The sequence below is a fragment of the Cronbergia sp. UHCC 0137 genome (genome assembly GCF_034932285.1).
GTDB lineage: Bacteria > Cyanobacteriota > Cyanobacteriia > Cyanobacteriales > Nostocaceae > Cronbergia.
Genome location: NZ_JAYGHC010000078.1, coordinates 1 through 20,775 on the forward strand (window position 1 = coordinate 1; position 20,775 = coordinate 20,775).

General features: G+C 39.0%; 24 protein-coding genes. 8 read left to right on the forward strand and 16 right to left on the reverse strand.

Annotated elements, in window-relative coordinates; genetic code table 11:
• Positions 1-458 precede the first annotated feature (458 nt).
• From VB711_RS24635 to rpsU, 3 genes are all read left to right on the forward strand, one after another.
• A complete protein-coding gene (locus tag VB711_RS24635) occupies positions 459-1,931 on the forward strand; it encodes a TldD/PmbA family protein (protein ID WP_323289069.1) in 1,473 nt (490 codons plus the stop codon).
• Between the two features lie 70 nt (positions 1,932-2,001).
• Positions 2,002-3,342 (forward strand): TldD/PmbA family protein, encoded by a 1,341-nt coding sequence (locus VB711_RS24640; protein WP_323289070.1) that lies wholly within the window; start codon positions 2,002-2,004, stop codon positions 3,340-3,342.
• Positions 3,343-3,543: 201 nt separating this feature from the next.
• Positions 3,544-3,720: a 30S ribosomal protein S21 gene (rpsU, locus tag VB711_RS24645; protein WP_323289071.1), complete on the forward strand. Its 177-nt coding sequence runs from the start codon at positions 3,544-3,546 to the stop codon at positions 3,718-3,720.
• Between the two features lie 169 nt (positions 3,721-3,889).
• On the opposite strand, the gene pth is transcribed toward rpsU, so the two are convergent.
• The 3 genes from pth to psbH form a co-directional block, all read right to left on the reverse strand.
• A complete protein-coding gene (pth, locus tag VB711_RS24650) occupies positions 3,890-4,531 on the reverse strand; it encodes an aminoacyl-tRNA hydrolase (protein ID WP_323289072.1) in 642 nt (213 codons plus the stop codon).
• Positions 4,532-4,549: 18 nt separating this feature from the next.
• On the reverse strand, positions 4,550-4,810 hold the full coding sequence (locus VB711_RS24655) for a TatA/E family twin arginine-targeting protein translocase (RefSeq protein ID WP_323289073.1): 261 nt from the start codon (positions 4,808-4,810) through the stop codon (positions 4,550-4,552).
• Positions 4,811-5,066: 256 nt separating this feature from the next.
• Positions 5,067-5,270: a photosystem II reaction center phosphoprotein PsbH gene (gene psbH, locus VB711_RS24660; protein ID WP_323289074.1), complete on the reverse strand. Its 204-nt coding sequence runs from the start codon at positions 5,268-5,270 to the stop codon at positions 5,067-5,069.
• A gap of 480 nt (positions 5,271-5,750) precedes the next feature.
• Between psbH and psbN the strand changes: the two genes are divergently transcribed.
• Complete coding sequence (gene psbN, locus VB711_RS24665; RefSeq protein ID WP_323289075.1) at positions 5,751-5,888, forward strand: photosystem II reaction center protein PsbN; 138 nt, start codon at positions 5,751-5,753, stop codon at positions 5,886-5,888.
• Between the two features lie 99 nt (positions 5,889-5,987).
• Here psbN and VB711_RS24670 read toward each other — a convergent pair whose 3' ends face one another.
• Positions 5,988-6,560, reverse strand: coding sequence for a DUF3611 family protein (locus tag VB711_RS24670; RefSeq protein WP_323289076.1), 573 nt, complete (start codon positions 6,558-6,560; stop codon positions 5,988-5,990).
• Positions 6,561-6,698: 138 nt separating this feature from the next.
• Here VB711_RS24670 and VB711_RS24675 point away from each other — a divergent pair, with 138 nt between their 5' ends.
• Entirely contained in the window at positions 6,699-7,232 is a 534-nt protein-coding gene (locus tag VB711_RS24675) for a cofactor assembly of complex C subunit B (protein ID WP_323289077.1), read from the forward strand.
• 375 nt (positions 7,233-7,607) lie between these two features.
• Here the strand turns inward: VB711_RS24675 and VB711_RS24680 are convergent, their stop codons facing one another.
• Positions 7,608-7,925: a DUF3155 domain-containing protein gene (locus VB711_RS24680; RefSeq protein WP_323289078.1), complete on the reverse strand. Its 318-nt coding sequence runs from the start codon at positions 7,923-7,925 to the stop codon at positions 7,608-7,610.
• A gap of 397 nt (positions 7,926-8,322) precedes the next feature.
• Here VB711_RS24680 and VB711_RS24685 point away from each other — a divergent pair, with 397 nt between their 5' ends.
• Positions 8,323-9,669 carry a HAMP domain-containing sensor histidine kinase gene (locus VB711_RS24685; RefSeq protein WP_323289079.1) on the forward strand — a complete coding sequence of 449 codons (1,347 nt, stop codon included), beginning with the start codon at positions 8,323-8,325 and terminating at the stop codon, positions 9,667-9,669.
• 40 nt (positions 9,670-9,709) lie between these two features.
• On the opposite strand, the gene VB711_RS24690 is transcribed toward VB711_RS24685, so the two are convergent.
• The 7 genes from VB711_RS24690 to VB711_RS24720 form a co-directional block, all read right to left on the reverse strand.
• Positions 9,710-10,033, reverse strand: coding sequence for a type II toxin-antitoxin system HicB family antitoxin (locus VB711_RS24690; RefSeq protein ID WP_323289080.1), 324 nt, complete (start codon positions 10,031-10,033; stop codon positions 9,710-9,712).
• A 543-nt stretch (positions 10,034-10,576) separates the two neighbouring features.
• On the reverse strand, positions 10,577-10,948 hold the full coding sequence (locus VB711_RS24695; protein WP_323289081.1) for a hypothetical protein: 372 nt from the start codon (positions 10,946-10,948) through the stop codon (positions 10,577-10,579).
• Positions 10,941-11,936: an LLM class flavin-dependent oxidoreductase gene (locus tag VB711_RS24700; RefSeq protein ID WP_323289082.1), complete on the reverse strand. Its 996-nt coding sequence runs from the start codon at positions 11,934-11,936 to the stop codon at positions 10,941-10,943. Before VB711_RS24700 ends, VB711_RS24695 begins: the two co-directional genes overlap by 8 nt.
• 18 nt (positions 11,937-11,954) lie before the next feature.
• The gene (locus VB711_RS24705; protein ID WP_323289083.1) at positions 11,955-12,290 is read right to left on the reverse strand and encodes a hypothetical protein; all 336 of its coding nucleotides are present in this window, start codon (positions 12,288-12,290) and stop codon (positions 11,955-11,957) included.
• Between the two features lie 229 nt (positions 12,291-12,519).
• Positions 12,520-12,831 (reverse strand): hypothetical protein, encoded by a 312-nt coding sequence (locus VB711_RS24710; protein WP_323289084.1) that lies wholly within the window; start codon positions 12,829-12,831, stop codon positions 12,520-12,522.
• A gap of 2 nt (positions 12,832-12,833) precedes the next feature.
• Positions 12,834-13,097 (reverse strand): hypothetical protein, encoded by a 264-nt coding sequence (locus VB711_RS24715; RefSeq protein WP_323289085.1) that lies wholly within the window; start codon positions 13,095-13,097, stop codon positions 12,834-12,836.
• A 40-nt stretch (positions 13,098-13,137) separates the two neighbouring features.
• Positions 13,138-13,566 (reverse strand): hypothetical protein, encoded by a 429-nt coding sequence (locus VB711_RS24720; RefSeq protein WP_323289086.1) that lies wholly within the window; start codon positions 13,564-13,566, stop codon positions 13,138-13,140.
• Positions 13,567-14,295: 729 nt separating this feature from the next.
• On the opposite strand from VB711_RS24720, the gene cysK reads away from it, so the two are divergent.
• The gene (gene cysK, locus VB711_RS24725; protein WP_323289087.1) at positions 14,296-15,234 is read left to right on the forward strand and encodes a cysteine synthase A; all 939 of its coding nucleotides are present in this window, start codon (positions 14,296-14,298) and stop codon (positions 15,232-15,234) included.
• A gap of 212 nt (positions 15,235-15,446) precedes the next feature.
• Positions 15,447-16,205 carry a thioesterase II family protein gene (locus VB711_RS24730; RefSeq protein ID WP_323289088.1) on the forward strand — a complete coding sequence of 253 codons (759 nt, stop codon included), beginning with the start codon at positions 15,447-15,449 and terminating at the stop codon, positions 16,203-16,205.
• Between the two features lie 20 nt (positions 16,206-16,225).
• On the opposite strand, the gene devC is transcribed toward VB711_RS24730, so the two are convergent.
• From devC to VB711_RS24750, 4 genes are all read right to left on the reverse strand, one after another.
• Positions 16,226-17,410, reverse strand: coding sequence for an ABC transporter permease DevC (gene devC / locus VB711_RS24735; RefSeq protein WP_323289089.1), 1,185 nt, complete (start codon positions 17,408-17,410; stop codon positions 16,226-16,228).
• Between the two features lie 31 nt (positions 17,411-17,441).
• Positions 17,442-18,608, reverse strand: coding sequence for an HlyD family efflux transporter periplasmic adaptor subunit (locus tag VB711_RS24740; protein WP_323289090.1), 1,167 nt, complete (start codon positions 18,606-18,608; stop codon positions 17,442-17,444).
• 145 nt (positions 18,609-18,753) lie between these two features.
• Complete coding sequence (locus tag VB711_RS24745) at positions 18,754-19,794, reverse strand: LLM class flavin-dependent oxidoreductase (protein ID WP_323289091.1); 1,041 nt, start codon at positions 19,792-19,794, stop codon at positions 18,754-18,756.
• 119 nt (positions 19,795-19,913) lie between these two features.
• On the reverse strand, positions 19,914-20,775 hold an 862-nt coding region (locus VB711_RS24750), incomplete at its 5' end, for a calcium-binding protein (RefSeq protein ID WP_323289092.1).

A 20,775-nucleotide genomic window follows, 5' to 3' on the forward strand; every position in this document is an offset into this window, starting at 1 on the left:
TCAAAAACCCCCTCTAAGACATAGAAGGGGTTTTTGTTTTTACAAGCTCACGCAAAGGCGCAAAGAAGAAGAATTTGAAAGTCACGACTTTTATACTAAAAACGGTTGAGACATGGACTTTTGCAAAATTACGAAAAACCGAGATTTGTAGGGGTTTAGCAGTGCTAAACCCTTACCCACAGAATCAAATAATTAAGCCGTATTTAGTATATAAGAAGTCTAATCAAGAAAAGAAAAAAACCATAAAAGAGCCGCAAGAATCCTAATATTGCTGATGGGGTTAAGGTTTTGAGAATTGTGGTGAGAAATCCGGGTTTATTCATACCCAAAAATTAACACGATATGGCGGGAAACCCTACAGCCTAAATGCCAACAGCAGCTTGTAGAGATTTGTTAGACTAAACACACCAGAAATTTTTCGGTCAAATCTCTGATAACGCCAGCAGACGAGGCTATTCATGCTTACAAATACCCTACTTCTCTCAAACCAACTTCCCACCTTAAAATATTCATCCACCACAGAACGCTTCGATGAAACCTGGGAAGCCCCCCTAGCAACCCTTTTAGGACTCGGACGCGCCGCAGGTGCCGATTTCGTCGAATTCTATCTAGAACGCCGTAACTATATTAGTTGCCTAGCGGAAGAAGACGCAATCACCAGCATTTCACCCAGCCTAGCCACAGGTGCAGGAGTTAGAGTATTTCGCGCCAAAGCCGACTGTTACGTTAGCACCAATAACCTAACATTTAGCGGATTGAAAGCAGCCTTAGAAAAAGGTCTTTCCATTTTAGGCTTACAACTACCCACCTCCAACGCCTTCATCCCCGAAATTAACCTCGAATTACTCAGAGACTACGCCACCAAAAGAGGTAAAGACGGCTGGCTACCTTTATGTAGTTCTATCCGCGAAATGGGAGAAATCCTCCTTGATGGTACAGCCCAACTCAATAAAAAAGCTACCCACGTCCAATCCCGTCGTGCTTCCTACTTCCGTGATTGGCAAGAAATTCTAGTAGCCGCCAGTGATGGTACCTTTGCCCGTGATATCCGCCTCACCCAGTCCGTAGGATTCAACATCCTCTGTGCTGATGGTGCTAACCGTACCTCCATTGGTGAACGAGCCGGTAACACCAGTGATGCTAATTTTCTCAGAACCTGGGATTATCAACAAGCATCTGAACAAATAGCCGAATCTGCGGGGAAAATGCTCTATGCAGATTATGTAGAATCAGGAACCTATCCCATCATCATGGCCAACCATTTTGGTGGTGTAATTTTCCACGAAGCTTGCGGACACCTGCTAGAAACCACCCAAATCGAACGCAAAACCACACCCTTTGCCGATAAAAAAGGCGAAAAAATTGCCCACGAAAGCCTGACAGCATGGGATGAAGGACGTGCTGACAATGCCTTTGGGACAATTGATATGGATGATGAAGGTATGCCTGCTCAAAGAACTCTATTAATTGAAAAAGGCGTTCTTAAAAACTTCCTAGCCGACAGAACCGGTTCAGTCCGCACAGGACACCCCAGAACAGGCAGTGGCCGCCGTCAAAATTACACCTTTGCCGCCGCCAGTCGGATGCGAAATACTTATATTGATGCAGGTGAATACACTAATGAAGATTTATTTGCTTCCGTTGATAAAGGTATTTACTGTAAAAAAATGGGTGGGGGTAGTGTAGGCGCTACAGGTCAATTTAACTTTAGTGTTGATGAAGCTTATTTAATCGAAAATGGCAAACTTACCAAACCACTAAAAGGCGCTACTCTCATCGGTGAAGCCAAGGAAATTATGAACAAAATTTCTATGTGTTCCCAAGATTTGGAACTCGCTCCCGGTTTTTGTGGTTCTGTTAGCGGCAGCATTTACACCACAGTTGGACAACCTCATATCAAGGTTGATTCTATTACTGTTGGTGGTCGATGATTAAATTTTGGGTTTTGGGTTAAGGGTGGATTTTTCACGCAGAGGCGCGGAGGCGCAGAGAGTAAGGAACATGACTAATATTCAAGAAATTTCGACTTATGCCCAAGAAAATGCTGAGAAACTTGGCATTAAGAAATTTGATATTTACGGCTCAATTGTTGATAGTACGAGTGTCCAAGTTGATGAAGGTGAGCCAAAACAAGTTAAGGCTTCCAGCCGTTCTGGTGTGACTGTTCGTGTCTGGAATGAAGAAAATACAATGGGTGTCACCAGCACTACAGATGTAGATCCTTTGGGTTTAGAATTAGCTTTAAAAACAGCCTACGAAGCAAGTTTTTTTGGAGTTAAAGAAAACGTCCCTGATTTTAGTCCAGAGGCTACAATTCCTATCCCTGATAGACATCAAAAAAAAGTACCCCAAGCACCTGTTTCTGAATTGATTGAGAAATTGTTGGTGGCAGAAAAGGAACTCCTTGCAGCCCATACTGCTATTAAAGGAGTACCTTATAATGGTTTGTCACAAAGTGATATTGATCGGTTTTATCTCAATAGTGATGGTGCTTTGAGAACGGAATCTCATTCGGCAGCTTCTGTTTATTTGTATAGCAAAACAGAGGAAGAAAATAAAAAACCCCGCAGTGGTGGTGCGTATCGAGTTAAGGAAAGTTTAGCTGATTTAGATATTGCTGGTTGTATTAAAGAAACTGCCGAAAAAACTATCAGTCATTTGAATTATGAAAAAATCAAAACTGGTAAATATCGAGTTGTTTTCTCACCTGAAGCTTTTTTAAGTTTGTTGGGTGCTTTTTCTAATTTGTTTAATGCTCAAAGCATCTTAGATAATCAAAGTTTATCTAAACCTGAAGATATTGGTAAACAAATCGCCTCTCCTTTAATTTCTGTTTACGATGATGCACTACACCCAGCTAATATCGGTGCAGAAACTTTTGACGGTGAAGGTACACCCACCCGTCAAGTGTCACTAATAGAAAAGGGCATTTTAACGAATTTTCTCCACAGTGCAGGAACAGCTAAAAGGTTAAATGCTAGACCAACAGGTAATGCTAGTATTGGTGCAAAAGTTAGTGTAAGTCCAAATTTTTATCATGTTTTTGCAGCAGAAGAGGCTGAAGAAAAATTTAGCTTAGAAACTGCGGAAAATGTGATTTTAATTGATGAATTACAAGCGCTCCATGCAGGTGTTAAATCTCTACAAGGTTCTTTCTCTCTACCTTTTGATGGGTGGTTAGTTAATAAAGGTGAAAAAACGAGTATTGAGTCTGCAACGGTAGCTGGTGATTTCTTGGAACTGTTGAAATCAATTGTTTATGTAGAAAAAGAAGTTGAATTAACACCAGGAGGAGTTTGTCCGAGAATTTGGGTTAATGAACTTTCAATTACTGGAGATTAGTTTCTCAATTTTTGGGCAATACATAATCACAACTGAACAGTGTAGGTATTGCCCACACCATAATGCGTTAAATATCACTTTATACTAGCGATCGCTCTCATTTTATCATTACTTTGAGCCTCTTTTTAGGCTGACTAACATGACTAAGTTTGAGGCTAATATTACAATGGGATTTATTGATAAATTGAGGACAAACTAAGAATGACCCAAGTGCTTCTAGGAGAGAATGAAGGAATAGATTCAGCCCTACGTCGCTTTAAACGTCAAGTGTCTAAAGCTGGTATATTGGCTGATGTAAAGTATCGTCGGCACTTTGAAACTCCGCTAGAGAAACGTAAACGCAAGGCAGTGGCAGCTAGACGAAAACACCGTTTTTAATTAGTGACGTTGGTTAACGATAAAAACTAAACTCTGTAACACGACGTTGCCATTATTTTTACAAAAACTCAAACTTTGCTGACACCCCAGATTGGGGTGTCGGTTGGTTGCTTTTACTGGGTTGCAAAATCTTTAGTCTAAGTTAAATGAAATCAACGAAAACCAATATCTATTCAGGTTCACCAATATCCCCAGTCCAGCTATTACAGCGATTCATAGCTTTTTCGACTCCTTGTTTGAGACTTAGTTCTACACAGCTAACCAAAAAGTCTAAGACAACGGACATTAATTTATTTTCTGCTGCTGAGAATCGCCCTAAGACATAAGAAATTGTACTGTCATCATGATTAGTTGCACTCTTTGGTTTACCAATACCAATTCGCAACCGGGGAAAGTTTTGTGTACCTAAATGTGAAATGAGACTTTTTACGCCGTTATGTCCTCCCGCAGAACCAGATAAGCGGAGACGGGTTTTTCCTAAAGGTAAGTCAAGGTCGTCATAAATTACTAAGACTGATTCAGGGGGTAACTTATACCAATTCGTTACAGATTGCACTGACTGTCCTGAGCGATTCATATAAGTTAAAGGCTTTAACAAGCGAATTTTACAGCCACTCAATGCTATGCCTTCCCCAAACTCTCCTTGAAATTTACGATTTTCTGCTAAGGGAATTTGCCAAGCGCGAGAAAGTGTATCTATGGCTGCAAACCCAATATTATGGCGAGTTTGATCATACTTAGGCTCTGGATTTCCCAACCCGATAATTAGCTGAGGAATCACCAAAGTTGGTTGTTTAAGAGCTTCTGTCATGTTAGATATTGTACAAGTCTATTGTTTGGTATGATCTGCTTGGGAATTAACTGATTCGATTTGCTTGGCTTCAATTTCATCTGTAGTTTTTACGGTTGCTTCTAATTGTTCAACTTCCCGTTTAAACTCACTTTGAAATTCATTGGATGCTTCTTGAAAACCACGAACTGTCTTACCTAAACTGCGGCCAATCTCTGGTAGTTTTTTGGGACCAAAGATTAAGAGCGCCACTATCATGATTAGACCCATTTCTGGTAAGCCGATACCAAATATATTCATTTATAACCGCCACGAATTTTAATTTTACAATATATAGTCTAATCAATTATGAGGTTGATTAACTGTTTAGCTTTAGCTGTTGAAGATAAAAAACCCGGAGTGTCCGGGTATATGGCTAACTTTTAATCCAAGCTGGGTGGTTGTATGGTAGTTAGGAACGCAAATTTAATAACCTGCAATTCTGATTTAACTTGGAATGGTGCGTTACGCTGTCGCTAACACACCCTACTTTTGCAATTTATTTAATTCATATTCCTTAGCTACCTAAACTCCGCCAATCAACAAGTACATCCTGAATTAACAGTGACTTATTGTAAACCTGGAGAATAATTAGCAGAAATACGAAAAATAATCCCATAAAAACAGCCATTAAAGGTGTTGTTCCCCAACCGGGGGCTACTTTACCATACTCAGCGTTTAAGGGTCTGAGAATGTCTCCTAATCTAGTTCTTTGTGCCATGATTCACCTAATTTTCGTTACCAAAGTTTTTTAAAATCTTGTTTGACATTCCCGATTCCTAAAGGGGAGGGGATTCTTGGGCTGAATTTGCCTGTTGCAGGTTTCCCTGATTACGGGTCTTACAGTTCATGGCTTATCCGAGTTATAGTTTTTGAGGACTAGAACCCACTTATGGATAACTCCCCAAGCGTTTATCCATTGCTGGATGCGTTTCCGTGTGTCTCACGGTACGCGGTTTACTCCAAAGGCTTTTTTAAATTATCGCAATTTTTGAGTATTGTTTAACTATATTTATTGAGTTTTTTGGCTGCTGCAATATTTTATGAGGGTTTGGGCATCAATATATTATCACTATTAGGTGGTTTGGTTGACTGGAGTTGGTGAATGGGTGTGTTTAGACTTGATCTGTGAAAGAATCGGGAATTTTTAATATTTTGTAATATTCTATAGGTATACCTCTCATAATATAACTCTAATTTTATGGACTTAGAACCTGCAATAGTTATCGGTATTTCTGTGGGTGCGGCTCTAGTAGCGATTACTGGTATGGCAATTTATACCTCTTTTGGTCCTCCTAGTAAGCAGTTGGATGACCCATTTGAAGATCACGAAGATTAGAAAAATTATCATCATCTACGGTTGGAGAAAATGTTCTCAATCATGGTGGGCATTGCCCACCCTACAAAATAAAGTATTTTTTAGAAAAAAATGGTATGACTAGGGTTTTGTGATGCGATTGAGTAGATATAATGATGCTATTAATCCGGCAAAGTGGGCTGAGATGGTGTTTGTGTTGGCCTGGACTACTAACATATCTAGGCCGCTAATGATGCGGTTGGGGTCGAATAGTTGGGTGGTGACGGCTTGAGGTGATATTGATCTGGCTACTAATGTACCAACGATCGCTTGCGCTCCCATTAAGGTAACTAATATTCCTCCCAAGTTGATCCAGGCTCCCAAACGTAATACTTGTATGGTTTCGATTTTACGGGGACGGTTGCTGGGGTTGGGGGATTGGAGTTGCTTGCCAATTCTGGTGTATCGGTAGGCTAAATAAATGCCCCCTCCTAATACTACTAGCCCACATATTGCCAAAAACACACCAAATCCCGTTCCTGGGTTATTGCTGGGGCTGCCTGTTCTTTGGCTGAAAATGGCAAATAATAGGACAATTATACTGGAAATTACCCCCAGGACTAATTGAATCCAGAAGCTAATCCAACCTGCTAACCGGAATTTTTGGGCGATCGCTCTAATATTACTAGGGGCTGTATCTGTGTTTTGTGACATAAATTCGACTAAGGGCAGAGGGGAAAAGAGTATATTCCCCTATTAGGAATGCCCTACTTGGCAAGATTTCATCAAGGGGAGCTAATTTAGCTTCATAATTGATAATAAGATAAGTCTGCTCTTGGGAAAAACTAATTTATGGATACTCCTATTCTGTCATCTACTTTGCTGCTAACTGTGTTGTTATCTGTGGGGTTGTTGTTTTTTATTCGTGCTGCGACGAAGGATCGAACTCAAAGGGAGCAGTTAATATCTGATCAAGATGAAACTACTCTGATGAATCAGGTCAAGGATTATTTTCACTCACGCTCTTACCGGGTGGCAGAATTAAACTCGGAAAAAAACCAAGTTACGTTTGAGGGATATGTTAGGCCTAGTTGGTTCCTTGGTGCTTTTTTGACCCTGCTTGCTGCCACTGGTTTGGCTTGTTTAGCTTTGGTTTTGGCGTTGTTATTCCCTAACTTGGGTCAATTTTTTCCAGCGATCGTCCTGCTATCACCGTTGAGTGGTCTATTTTATTGGAAAAAAGCTGGAAGACTTGAGAATGTCTCTCTGTCGATGGAATCAATCCAGGGACAACTACAATCCTCTAGTATCATTACTGTTACTGCCCATCGAGATGAACTAATGGAGTTAAAGAGGGCTTTACAGTTGAAAGATGTAAACTTCTGACCAAATTTTGAGGAAATGGACTGTAGGGAGGTGGCAAAACAAATCTTGTGTGTCAGCTTTCCTTGTGAGTTATATCTTCAGGAATAATTTTAACTGGTTGACAAAGGATGTTAGCCATCTAATTAATGAGAGTGCAACTTCACTAATGCTTTTTAATGCTTTTGCTTCTGTTGCTACTCCCCGCTAGGTTCGCATAACTACACATCAACTCACATCATCTCGATGATCAAGGAGTTGATTATCCAGTTGTGTGGATAATTCTGACTGGCAAACTCAGCGACAAACTTAAAAAAAATGGAATTTTTTTATAACTTGATCAATTTTGCCAGTTAATTATTGTCATGGTCAGAAGTTACATCAATCAATGTTTGTAGTTTACCGAATAGCCACAGTGATGAGTTCCTGTGCAGTAGGAGCTTCTAATACTCTGAGGCTGGGAAACAAGAAATGATTCTCTTCGACGTATTGAGCGCCAAACAAACCTTTTTCCGCCCAAAAATAACGGTCTGTTGTGTGTTCATTACGCTTTACGAGTAGCAATGCAGGAGGCAAGATACCTTCAGCTTGAATGAATTTCCTCGCTGCTGTTACAGGTTTTTCTTCGCCGCTCTCGATGCTGTATTGAGGCACGTGTTCCAGTATGCGTCGTCCTTCCTGGCGACGACGACTCTTTCTTTTGCGTCTTCTTGCCAACCTATTGTCCTCCTCTTTCAAGCTGTAGATTGTAGTTATAGCTACAAAATCCGTCGTAATTATATAAGTTCTAATTTAAAAAATCAATGGTTTTTAATGTTTTGATACAAGAAAAAATAATATATAAAAATGAGGACAATTTAAAGTGAGGGGAGAATTACCAATGACTAATGACTAATGGCTGAAGAGTTGGTTAAGCTTGATAAAATGGTATGGAGACAATTCAGTATTTTTTAAAATTTTGTCCCTTTAATTACCTGGATAAATTTAATTACACAGCTTGTTGCCTATCTCCATCAATCAGTTTAATTTTGTTTGACAAAATTGAATATAACACCCTACTTCGAGTGAGGGGACACTATCAAGCGGTTTCTGTAATTCTCAGCAAGAGCTAAAAATGTTAAGGTCTGCCAGTTCTGATTTTGTAATTTTGTGCCAAGAGCAAATAATGTTGCTGACTCAAGGGTTGGGCGCGTCTTTGAGTGTTGTTTATTTAACGCAGGATTTGGTGGAATCTCCCACGGGTGAGGCGCAATTGGTTCCGGTGGTGGTTTATCCTGAGTCGGGGGCGTTAAGGCTGGAGGATAATGTGACTGAAACGACTGTAGGTAATGTTTTGGCTTTACCTAAGCGTCCGGGGAGATTTTTAACAGCAGGATCAGGATTCTTTGGTGGGTCAACAAGTCAACCTGAACCGAATTTACAGGAGGATTACCTGTTGAGTGGTAAACAAATTGTTTTACCTCTGGTTTATGAGGGTGTGATGATGGGGTTGCTGGTGACGGCTAGGGACGATAGGGCTTGGAATGAAGGGGAAGAGGGGGAAATTCAACGCATAGCTAAAACTATAGCGATCGCTTGTATTTTAGATCAGCGACGGGCTTGGTTGGAACAACAGTTACAGCAACAACGACTTCTCCAAGCACAGCAGCGAGATTTGCTGGATAATCTGTTACATCAGTTTCGTAACCCTTTAACTGCTATTCGCACTTTTGGGAAGTTGCTGTTAAAACGATTGCGACAAGCTGAACCTAATCGAGATGTGGCTGTTAGTATTGTGCGGGAGAGCGATCGCCTCCAGGAACTATTGTTACAATTCGATCAGGTGATTGATCTAACTGAGGCTGATTTAGAACCTATTCCTTTACCAGCAGGAGAGGTTTTTGTGGATACCAAATCTCCGTTATTGTTGCCGGGAACGGGTGAAAATGTCACTAATTGCTGTGTTGCTGATTTATTAGCGCCTTTGTTATTATCGGCTCAAGCTATTGCCCAAGAAAGAAATGTGAAGTTAATTGTGGATATTATTCCCGATTTGCCTCTGGTTAGTGCCAATGTTAAGGCTTTACGAGAGGTTTTAAGTAATATTATTGATAATGCTTTGAAATATACTCCGGCTGGAGGTAAGGTTTTAATTCAGGTTGGGCAAGAAAAGGATCGTTTTCAAGGTATTGCTATTAGTGACACTGGCCCTGGTATTCCCCCTGAAGATTTGCCTCATTTGGGGGAACGATTTTATCGGGGTGTGCAAGCACAAACGTCAATTCCTGGTACGGGTTTAGGTATTGCGATCGCTAAACAGTTAATAGCACAAATGCACGGGGAATTGGAGGTTTTTAGTCCGGCTATTTCTTCTATTATTAGTTCTGTTATTTCTCCTGGTACTACTTTTATTATTTGGCTACCTGAAGTTATTTCTGAGGAATATGGATTTATTGAACCGCAAAGGAGCAAAGATCGCTAAGGAAGAAAGAAGAAAATATGTGATCTCTCTTTCTGCTTTATTATCCAAGTTTATAGTTCACGTAGCGATTTAAGCTAACTTTTTCTTCTGCTGCTTCTATCGCTAACTTACGATGAAGTTCTGGGGTAATGCGTACTTGAAATTTACCGCTATAGCTTTTTTCTGCTATGGGTTCTGGAATTTCTTCATTATTATTTTCCATATCAGTTACTATATCTTTGACTAAATTTGTAATACCTTCAAGTGTGGCATTCCGGTTTTCATCAAGATAAGATAGGCTAGGAAATTCTGCACATAATCCTACAAATTCTTGATCTTCACTTGACCAAGTAATTTTATAAGTATAGTGTTCGTAGTTAACCATCTTCTGTTTCCTCCATCTTTTCAATTTTCTCAATTGCAGCTAAAACTTGCTTTATACCCAACAGAGTTAAAAATGGATACAAATACTGCTCACACTCAATCAAGTTTCTCTGGATGAAAAGCCTTATATGTTGCGATAATACCTATTAGTGTGCAGATGACACTACTGATTGCATAAATCCAACCCAACGCAGGCCTTCCTATCAATATATTTACTAATCTAATTCTGCTATATTCCAGACCATATCCATAATAATCATATGGGGGATTAAAGCATAAATAAGCTGTTATACCCCATACAATGCTAAATAAGAACATACTAATTCCAATGTCGTTTTTCCCATTTAAAGAAATTTTTTTGAGTATCCACATAAGTAAATTTATAAAGGTTTCTTCTAGTAGGGTGGGCATTGCCCACCTAAACGATTTGGAGTTCTTCAAATCTTATTTACGATGCCTATAGTTAGTCCAAAAATGTCTGTAAAAAATATCATAGCACCATTATTGATACTATGTCAAGCACCGCAGGTTGTTGATAAATCTCCTATAACCAATCTCGATAGGCTGATATTTCGTTGACCCGAATTTCAAAGGGCATTCCTTTTCCAAAGGGTGGGTAAACTCTGATTTTTCCATCAGTAGTAAATCTTTCTAACCTATTGCCTAATTGGGGAATGTTGCTGACTATATGCCAGTAAGATACTATGTCAGGACAATCTATAATTAAGGTTAAACTATTGCCGTTACTGGTTAAATACCATTGACAGTTAGAAAGTAATACTTGGGTGATGCGATCGCAAGCGTAATAAAAACATTTGCCAATTGACTGTTCTAATTCTAAATGCAGCATTCCATCCTCTTTTGTTACCTGACTGGGAGGTAAATCATCGGGAGGAAGCATTGGTAATTTAGACATAATTTTGCACCTCTTGATTGTAGCGTCTCAAACTCTCTAAATTTTTTCGCAGAGACAAAGATGAGGGTTTAAGCGCCAGTGTGCTGAGATTTAGTTGGTCTTGAAATTTCTTGATTTTGTCTCGACAGGTTTTTACATCACCAATAATTGAGTTTTCAATTAAATAGTCTTCGTCGAAACAAATATTTGTCCGATCAAAAGCTTTTTGAGGACTTTTCTGCATGATTTCAGCCGAGTTAGCGATCATTTTCTGGCTGAATTGACGAATGAAAGGTAGCGCTTCACTAACTGCGGTTTCGTTGGTTTCTCCGACAAAGAAAAACCTCGCTAACAGGAAATTTTCTTGACCAAGGGAATTGATTGACTGGTATTTGCTGATGGTCTTTTTTAACCTTTCTAGGGCAAAGGGGGGACCACCCATTAAACCTAAGGAGTTTTGGGCAGCAAATCTGATGGCTTCGTCGTCACCACTGGCAATATAGACGGGAATTGGTTTTTGCAGTGGTTGGGGATAAATAGTTAGGCGATCGCATTGGTAATATTGGCCATTAAATGATACATCTGTGTCATATAATAGTTTTTGAATTAGGGCGATCGCTTCTAACATCCGAGGACGAGTTTCAGCTATCGGTACGCCAAAATGCTGGTTGTGTTGAGGAAAGGGTCCACCTTTGGCTACTCCAAAAGCCAATCTCCCATTACAAAGGTTGTCTAAAGTAGCTATATCCTCCGCTACCCGGATGGGGTTATTAAACGGCAACAATACCGCCCCAGTCCCTAAGCGGATGGTGGAGGTGACACCGGCTAAATGTGCCATCAATAACAAAATGGACGGACTGAGATTGAATTGATTGAAGTGTTGTTCTGTCACCCAAGCTTCTTCAAAACCCAGTTTTTCCACTTCTTTTACCAATAAAACTTGTTCAAAGATGGCACGACGGGCATCTTGGTGATGATTTTCGTAATTGCAGAAAAGTCCTGTTTTCATTTTTTAGCGATCGCTATTCTAGGCCGCAATTAAGTGTAAATCCAACCATAAACGGGTATCAGACTGTTTTAGCTTCGACATCGGATCTCGTAGCAGTCGTTTAGCATTTATGCAAACTACCTGAATTAAACCCATATTCTCTGCTATTTCCCTTAATATTTCTTTTCGCGCTTTCACATCGGGCATTTTGTCTTCAGAACAATAAATCCCTATGTATTGAAAACGTTTAGCAGGTCGTCCCCAAAAGCAGGTGATGACTTTCACGTGACACCCTTCCAATACTTTCCCGGCATTAGGGTAATATTGGTTGACGACTCTTGTGAATTCTTTGGCTAGGATATCTTCAGTAATCATTTGACTGATATTTCTGTAGCGTCCATCACGCTATTCATCATAACATAATTTTGTCATTCAAGCATGACAAATTGCCAATTAAATCCAAATTAAATCTAAAATTATTCTCAAAAAAAAAAGTGCTTCCTCAAAAAGAAACCACTTCTATAAATAGATAATTTCGTAACAGTAAAAGTCGGAATAATAATTATTTTATTCCCTGTTCCCTGTTCCCTGTTCCCTGTTCCCTTTATCTAGAATTACGTTCAGCGACCAAAACTTCGCTGATCATATTTGGTAAAGTCTGTAAATCTATATATCCTTCAGATCCAGAAATGGGAGAATTAAACGTATAATTAGGATCACACATTCCTGTGTCATAGACCTGAATAAACCAGCGATCGGGAAATCCTTCTACACCTAATTCTATAACATACCAACTCTCACCAATTAAGCGAGAATTAACAATAGTAAACCAATCTCTGTACTCTTCCGAAATATTCCAATCTGCCAACAGGAACTCTAAGGCTATTTGTCCAGCATCAGTAGAAGTCAATAGCATTATCACTCCTGATTCGCCACTTCATTAGAAACTTCAGGATATAATCCCAATTGTTTGGCTAATTCTCGTGCAATAAAGAATAAAAACTGAGCGCCATCTTGATTACCTTCATGGGCAAACATAGTGGCAACTTGTAACATTGTATGCACAAAACCAGAATCAATCAATTCTGGTTGAGCTTCCAAAACTTCTGGTTCTTGACCATTAGCACATCTGAGAAGTTCATCAATCAAATTAAAATACTGAGTTTGGCGTTCTTCTGTCATGGTAATTGAATTAATTGTGAAGGGATAAAATTGAGATTACTTATTGCTCTATGCTTTGCTGCCAAAGTCTTTCCAGCATTTCCATCTGTTCTCTTAAAACAGCACTACGATACACAAGATACCTATCATAAGCAATGATTCCTAAGCCAACGACAATAGGCGTACCCAAGACTAACCATTGTAAAATTGTCGCAAGTTTATATTCTTGGACTATGCTTTTGATTTGCTCGGTAACAGTAGCATTAGATGCTTTTATGGTAGCCTGATATTTAGAAGTATTTGCACCGTCTACCTGGGGGTAAGAGTCATGAATACCTTTATTTATTTTGTTGATTTCACAAGATAAATTCTGTGTCTTAACTAACTCTATATGTCTTCCCCAAATTAAATTAAATACTAATATTCCTGGAGAAAGCACAGCTAACATAACCACGCAAACTATCAACACATTTAAAAGTTTGGATTTCATCTTTGTTCTCCCTTACTAGGTTGTATTAACCCAGGCAGAAAATTTTTGTTGTGGTTGATGACTGTATTTCCAAATTTCCATCTTTCCCATAGCCGATGCAAATTTTTACTTTTCATCAGTTATGAGTACATATACCAAATACTCAAAACATCATGATTTAGCAATTCGGCATTGAAAAATACTGACAGAATTTATTCCCTTAAACTTCTAAATGAGGGGTTAAGAAGTCCCCCCTAGTTCTCCAGATTTGCATCTAGGAATTTCGGGGGGTAGAGGGGAATCTCTGCGTAAATCCTGATAGTTTTATAGCAGTTGCCTTTTATGGACACAGTTTACTACCCCCAGATTAAGATTATTAAAATCATTAAGCTGGTACTCAAAGACTGTGATGCTGATGTCGTAAGTTTTGTAAAAATATTTTGGGGTAGGGGTGCTAGTATTTTCAGGAGGGGGTACTAGCATTTATCAACTGGGGGGCGGGAACTTTTGTACTCAACTAGAAAGCAATGTAGGCTAAGAGATGAGGAGGTTTAGCTTCTCTAATTGGTCGGTGAAACTTGTACTCAAATGACAATATTTGATGACAAATAAGAACTGAATTTAAAATAACTCAAATTAATCAAAAAAAGTATTAATTTTTTTAAAAGATAGCTAACGAATTAGAATCAACAGTTGATACAATTAGGTTTGTAATTAAAATCAACAGAAGCAAATTTTAGGAATTAATAAATGCGAATTGCTAAAGACGTAACAGAACTTATTGGTAGAACTCCTTTAGTTCAACTCAACAAAATTCCCCAAGCTGAGGGTGTGGTGGCCAGAATAGTTGTCAAATTAGAAGGTATGAACCCAGCGGCCTCAGTAAAAGACCGGATTGGGTTGAGTATGATTTTAGCTGCGGAAGCTGAGGGTCTGATTTCTCCAGGCAAAACCGTGTTAGTAGAACCAACTTCGGGCAATACTGGGATAGGTTTGGCAATGGTAGCAGCAGCCCGTGGTTATAGGTTAATTTTAACTATGCCAGAAACCATGAGCCAAGAAAGAAGAGCGATGTTAAAGGCTTATGGTGCGACTTTGGAGTTAACACCAGGGGTTGAGGGAATGAAGGGAGCAATCCGTAAAGCAGAGGAAATTGCGGCTAATACTCCTGATGCTTTGATGCTGCAACAGTTTCGTAATCCAGCCAATCCCAAGGTTCATCGAGAAACAACAGCAGAGGAAATTTGGGCGGATACGGATGGAGAAGTGGATATTTTAATTGCTGGTGTAGGGACTGGGGGGACAATTACTGGAATTGCAGAGGTAATTAAACAAAGGAAGTCGAGTTTTAGAGCGATCGCTGTTGAACCAAGCAACAGTCCCATTCTCTCTGGTGGTCAACCCGGTCCCCACAAAATTCAAGGTATTGGTGCAGGATTTATCCCCGATATTCTCCGTCAAGACTTAATTGATGAAGTGATTCGTGTCAGTGACGATCAAGCAATGGACTATGGTAGAAGATTAGCAAAAGAAGAAGGTTTATTATCAGGAATATCTTCTGGTGCAGCTTTGTGTGCCGCTATTCAAGTGGGTCAACGTCCAGAAAATGCTGGTAAATTAATTGTCATGATTCAGCCTTCCTTTGGAGAACGTTATCTGAGTACAGCAATGTTTCAAAATAATTTATAACAGGGAACAGGGAGGGGAGAAATTATTGGCGTTGCTGAAACTACGTCTGAATTTAGATGTAGAGACATTCCATGGAACGTCTCTACAGGAATTTTGATATCATTAGAAAATATAAATTGGCATTTTAATATTAGTTCTTGATCAAAGGGACACAAGAGCCATAAAATTGAATATAAAATAGAGCGATCGTCACACTACTATTTATATCCATCATGAACTTTAGTAAGATCAAAAATTCTTGGTTCATCATCCCTCAACCAAATCCCCAAGCAAAATTACGCTTATTTTGCTTTCCTTATGCTGGAGGAGGAGCATCTGTTTTTCGTGAATGGAACAAAGAATTAAACCCAAAAATAGAAATTTGTACAGTCCAACTACCAGGAAGAGAAAATCGGTTACTAGAACCTGTATTCAATCGTCTGCAACCTTTAATTAATGCACTTGGCCAAGCAATTTTAGCAAATTTAAATCAACCTTTTGCATTTTTCGGTCATAGTATGGGTAGTTTAATCTGTTTTGAATTGGCGTGTTATTTACGACGAGTTTATGGTTTAACACCAGTACATTTATTTGTTTCTGGTAGAATTGCACCTCATCTCCCCACTTCAAGACCAGCAATTCATAACTTACCACCAACAGAGTTTGTAAAAGAATTAAGTCGTTTAAATGGGACACCAACAGCAGTATTAGAAAATAGAGAATTAATGGAACTTTTATCACCAACTTTAAGAGCAGATTTTGCCGTTTTAGAAACTTATACTTACACAGAATCAGCACCATTTTCTTGTGGGATTACAGCCTTTGGAGGTGTTGAAGATCAGGAAGTTAGTCAAGAGGAATTATTGGCATGGAAAAAACATACAATTAGTAAATTCTCGCTGCAAATGCTACCAGGAGATCATTTTTTTATTAATTCAAATCGTAGACAATTATTAGATTTATTATCAAAAGACATGATGCTTTATATTTAAATAAAATATTCGTCAAGGAATTACTGAAAAACGTCTGCGGGGTCAGCAGAACGAAGTTTATTTGATGCGATCGCTGCTGAAGTTAGACACATAATCAATGTTAAAATCAACACCAAAATAGCCAGATTAGGTGTCATCAGCAGTTCCAATCGTGTCAAACCTGCGAGAAAATTGTACATACCCACAGACACAAAAAACCCCGGAATAAAACCTAATACGCTCAGAATTGTCGCTTCTTGAAAAATAACTAATAACAGATAAATATCAGAATATCCCATTGCTTTGAGGGTAGCGTATTCAGCTAAATGATCTCTCACATCGGCATACAAAACTTGATAGACAATTACTACCCCAATAATAAACCCCATCACTGCACCAAAACTAAAAATTAATCCGGCTGGATTTTCTTGTTGGTATTTCAATTCTTTAGCAATCAATTCTGGATGAGAATAGACACTAATTCCCGGTACATTCTTTTCAATACCAGTCTTTACTGCTTCTAAATTCACACCAGGTTTTAAAATAACTATACCAATGCTGACTCTATTTAAAATATTCTTACCAAATATTTCTGCATAATTAGCTTCACTCGTAATCAAATTACCAGTACCTAAAAAGAATGAATTACCAAGGTTAAATAGTCCCACTATCTCAGCTTTACGTCTATTAATCAAAACTGTAATTTTATCATCTTGATTATTGTTAAAATCTTTAACTACAGTTCCTAATTCTTGTTTTGCAAACCGATCAAACAGAAAACTGTTAGGTAAGTTTATTTTATAAAGTTGAGCATTAAGTTCAGGAAGATCAAAAATTGTTCTGTTAGGATTAAATGCAATCACCCGCGCTTCGTAAGATTGATATTCTTGTTGATAAGCCCAAGAGACACCAGAATTTATATAAACAGGAATAGTATCAGCAATACCGTTAATTCCTGCTGCTTGATAAAGTCGTAAACGATCAAATTCAATTGAACCTAAAAATCTGGTATCTGGATGTAATAAAAATAAATCTCCTTTGAAACTTTCTGGTAAAAGAGTAGCACCACTGGTAAATAATTGTCTAAAACCCAACTGCATAAAAATCAAGATGTTGGCAAATGCAATTCCACCCATTGCTACTAAAAGACGCATTTTTTGATGGGATAATTGTGACCAAGCAAGGGAAGACTGGAATTGTACTTTTTTGAAAATTGGTTTTAACATGAATAAATGGTAATTTTTAATGTAATTTCAACTAATTACTAATATCAATTTTAACTCGTACCAACATATAAGTTAATGCGGCAATTTTGGAATTATATTGAGGATCAACACGCACTTTTACAGCAACTACTCGTGAATTATCATCAGTAGTAGGACCTCTTGTATTTGCGACATTTTGAATATTTCTCTTACCAATTTGTAAAGCAATTTGTTCAACAGTACCTTTAATTTCTCCGCTAAAGCCGCCATATTCGCTGCTAATAGTTGCTTTTTGTCCTCGACGAACTTTATCAATATCAGTTTCGGCAACTTCGGCTACAGCAAACATTCGGTCAGTGCGAGCAATTTCGACAATACCTTGATTAGTGTTGACTTGTTCACCAATGCGAGTGTTTATTCTTAATATTTGTCCAGCAGAAGGAGCGCGAACTTTGGCATTTTCTAACCGAGCTTTTCTTTGAATAACAGCAATTTTTGCTTTTTCTAAATGTACTTTATAAATTTCTACATCTACAGGACGAATTTCTTTTAATTGGGCTAATGTCGCTTCCTCTTGAGTAATTTGTGCTTGTAAAGTCGTGATGGTTTTTTCTAACTCTGCCATGCTTTCTATTAATGCAGCTTCAGCCGTTGCTAATTCTCGTTTGGCTGTATCTGCATCTGCAAGAGAAATTGCGCCCTGTGTAGATAAATCTTGACGACGTTGATAAGTTAATTGGGCTTCTTGTAATATGGCTTCTGCACTATTTATAGCTGCTTTTTTTTGTATTTCTTCTCCTTTTAGCTGTGCTTTTAATCGAGTAATAGTAGCTTTTTGGGCAGCAATTTCGGCTTTTTTTGCTTCACCTTGTTGTACCTTTAAAAGTTCCGCTTTTTGTAAACGCACATCAGCTTCTGCATCTTGTAAATCAGCTTCTAATTGGTCAATTCCTTGTAAAATTGCTATAACTTGATTTGCTTGAACAAAATCACCTTCCTTCACCAAAATTTGGTTAACCCGACTATCTTGAGCATTGGGAACAGAAAGTCTGATTACTTCTCCTTCTGGTTCAATTTGTCCCAACGCGACAACAGCAGTCACAGGTGCAGTTTCTATTGTTGTTTGAAGGCTAGAGTTAATATTTGCTTGTGATGTTGTGCAAGCTGTAGACAGACTTAATAAACTAAAAATAATCGTCAATTTTTGACATTTTTTCATATAAACTTAATTACAACTTACACAACTGCCCATTAGTAGGGTGCGTCAGATGATTAACCTTTGTTAATTGTCGGTAAATTATCGGGTCTGACGCACCGCACTCGACAAGAAAATCCACTTTATATATTCGGTTTGGTAAATTTTGTTAATTTGTAAGTTTTTGCAATTGACTCACAAAGGGTAAACTTGCCATGACCAAATCGTAATCTTGAACAAAATCAATTAAACAAGCAATTTCATCTACACCAGCAGCGTGAATTTGTTCAACAAATGGACTACAACTTGCAGGAGTACCAATGAGCGATCGCCCTTTCATAAATCCTTCTACACCAAATTGCAGTAAACTATCAATATCATCTTCAGAAAAGTTTTTGATACTGACATTTAAACCCATCCCCTTAGCTAAATTTTCCAGCAAGTCGTAATGAGTTTTCAGATAATTACAGAAAGGCTGGGTAACTTTTGCTTTCACATCATTGATATTATCCCCCAAAAAAGTATGAATCATCAATGCCACTTTCCCCCCTTGAGGATCATGTCCGTGTTTTGCTAAAGATTTCCGGTAGAGTTGAATTTTCGGCACAATATCATCAAGAGTACCACCTAATAAGGAAGTCAAAACATGAGTTCCTAATTTTCCTGCTTCCACAAAAGTTTCTGAAGATTGACAAGTCATCCACACAGGAAGTTCTTTTTGTACAGGTCTAGGTAGTGATTTTACGGTAAAAGTTTTGCCAGTAGCGTCTTGACGTTCAACTGCATCACCCCGCCAAAGTTTTCGCATCACCTCCAAATCACGCCACATAACAGCTTTGCGGTGAGCATGAGGTTCACGAGCCAAGACAAAATCATCCACAGTCCAACCAGAAGCAAAAGCGATCGCTACCCTACCATGTGATAAATTATCTACCACAGCCCACTCTTCAGTCGCCCGTACAGGGTCATGCAAAGGTAGAACAAAACTCCCCGCCCGTAGTTGTACCCGCTTAGTAATCATAGCCAAAGCCGCACTCGTCAAGGCCGGATTGGGATAAAGACCACCAAAAGGGTGAAAATGCCTCTCTGGAGTCCAAACAGCCGTAAAACCGTTAGCATCAGCAAATTTAGCACTTTCAGTTAAAAGTTGATATTGATTGGGACGAGTAACAGAGCCATCACCATCGAAATAAAATAAGCTAAAGTTCATAGTTTTTTGAATGTTTCTATACTCTCCGCGCCTCTGCGCCTCTGCGTGAAACAAAAATCATCCCATTCATCAGCAACGTCCAAAATTCCTCCCCTTTGTCAGGGGAGGAGTAGAGTAGCTTACACAACCGTAAATGTAGATGAATCCAAGCTACTGGATTGAACAAACTTCAACACAGCCAGAGTTTCATCACCAACTTGAATCAGCGTATTAAAATTACTTTGAGTCAAAGTTAGTTGATCAAACGTCAGACCACCACTCAAACCAATCTTTTGACCCAAGCTGACTCGGAAGTTATTAATAGAGTCAATACCTGCACCTTGAGCAATAACAACAGTATCTTGACCACCATTCAAGAAGATAGTGTCATTACCAAGACCACCGTTAATTAGGTTTTGACCAGATCCACTGTAGATAATATCATTACCAGCACCACCCAGTAAAGTATTATTACCAGCGCCACCATAAAGGAGATCGTTACCGTCACCTCCGTCTAACACGTTATTACCAGTACCACTGGAAGACAAGTAATCATTACCAGCGCCACCCAGTAAAGTGTTATTACCAGTACCGCCAAATAGTGAGTCATTACCTTCCCCACCATTTAATAAGTCGTCACCAGGACCACCAAACAGATGGTCGTTACCACCATTACCAAACAGTGAATCATTACCACCATTACCAAACAAACTATCTCTGTTGTCGGTACCAACTAAGTTATTATCCCCAGCATCACCAATTGGATTGGTGGGGACATCACTAATGGTGAAAGTGACACTACCACCATCGGGACTGACTTGATACTGTTCTCCATCTACGACATTGAAGGTAAAGGTTTCAGTCCCTTCACCACCACCATCATCAAACACTTTGAGGCTGAGGGATGCTATCGGTTGAGTTAAGGTAACAAAGAAACCACCACCAGTACCATCTGGTTCAGGGAAGCCGGCAATTCCTTCCCAAGTGACCGCAGGTGTTCCA

What these genes read in the sequence shown, in the direction of transcription:
- VB711_RS24635 (WP_323289069.1), top strand. Translation starts at nt 459, where the DNA reads ATGCTTACAAATACCCTACTTCTCTCAAACCAACTTCCCACCTTAAAA.
- VB711_RS24640 (WP_323289070.1), top strand. Translation starts at nt 2,002, where the DNA reads ATGACTAATATTCAAGAAATTTCGACTTATGCCCAAGAAAATGCTGAG.
- rpsU (WP_323289071.1), top strand. Translation starts at nt 3,544, where the DNA reads ATGACCCAAGTGCTTCTAGGAGAGAATGAAGGAATAGATTCAGCCCTA.
- pth (WP_323289072.1), bottom strand. Translation starts at nt 4,531, where the DNA reads ATGACAGAAGCTCTTAAACAACCAACTTTGGTGATTCCTCAGCTAATT.
- VB711_RS24655 (WP_323289073.1), bottom strand. Translation starts at nt 4,810, where the DNA reads ATGAATATATTTGGTATCGGCTTACCAGAAATGGGTCTAATCATGATA.
- psbH (WP_323289074.1), bottom strand. Translation starts at nt 5,270, where the DNA reads ATGGCACAAAGAACTAGATTAGGAGACATTCTCAGACCCTTAAACGCT.
- psbN (WP_323289075.1), top strand. Translation starts at nt 5,751, where the DNA reads ATGGACTTAGAACCTGCAATAGTTATCGGTATTTCTGTGGGTGCGGCT.
- VB711_RS24670 (WP_323289076.1), bottom strand. Translation starts at nt 6,560, where the DNA reads ATGTCACAAAACACAGATACAGCCCCTAGTAATATTAGAGCGATCGCC.
- VB711_RS24675 (WP_323289077.1), top strand. Translation starts at nt 6,699, where the DNA reads ATGGATACTCCTATTCTGTCATCTACTTTGCTGCTAACTGTGTTGTTA.
- VB711_RS24685 (WP_323289079.1), top strand. Translation starts at nt 8,323, where the DNA reads ATGTTAAGGTCTGCCAGTTCTGATTTTGTAATTTTGTGCCAAGAGCAA.
- VB711_RS24690 (WP_323289080.1), bottom strand. Translation starts at nt 10,033, where the DNA reads ATGGTTAACTACGAACACTATACTTATAAAATTACTTGGTCAAGTGAA.
- VB711_RS24695 (WP_323289081.1), bottom strand. Translation starts at nt 10,948, where the DNA reads ATGTCTAAATTACCAATGCTTCCTCCCGATGATTTACCTCCCAGTCAG.
- VB711_RS24700 (WP_323289082.1), bottom strand. Translation starts at nt 11,936, where the DNA reads ATGAAAACAGGACTTTTCTGCAATTACGAAAATCATCACCAAGATGCC.
- VB711_RS24705 (WP_323289083.1), bottom strand. Translation starts at nt 12,290, where the DNA reads ATGATTACTGAAGATATCCTAGCCAAAGAATTCACAAGAGTCGTCAAC.
- VB711_RS24710 (WP_323289084.1), bottom strand. Translation starts at nt 12,831, where the DNA reads ATGCTATTGACTTCTACTGATGCTGGACAAATAGCCTTAGAGTTCCTG.
- VB711_RS24715 (WP_323289085.1), bottom strand. Translation starts at nt 13,097, where the DNA reads ATGACAGAAGAACGCCAAACTCAGTATTTTAATTTGATTGATGAACTT.
- VB711_RS24720 (WP_323289086.1), bottom strand. Translation starts at nt 13,566, where the DNA reads ATGAAATCCAAACTTTTAAATGTGTTGATAGTTTGCGTGGTTATGTTA.
- cysK (WP_323289087.1), top strand. Translation starts at nt 14,296, where the DNA reads ATGCGAATTGCTAAAGACGTAACAGAACTTATTGGTAGAACTCCTTTA.
- VB711_RS24730 (WP_323289088.1), top strand. Translation starts at nt 15,447, where the DNA reads ATGAACTTTAGTAAGATCAAAAATTCTTGGTTCATCATCCCTCAACCA.
- devC (WP_323289089.1), bottom strand. Translation starts at nt 17,410, where the DNA reads ATGTTAAAACCAATTTTCAAAAAAGTACAATTCCAGTCTTCCCTTGCT.
- VB711_RS24740 (WP_323289090.1), bottom strand. Translation starts at nt 18,608, where the DNA reads ATGAAAAAATGTCAAAAATTGACGATTATTTTTAGTTTATTAAGTCTG.
- VB711_RS24745 (WP_323289091.1), bottom strand. Translation starts at nt 19,794, where the DNA reads ATGAACTTTAGCTTATTTTATTTCGATGGTGATGGCTCTGTTACTCGT.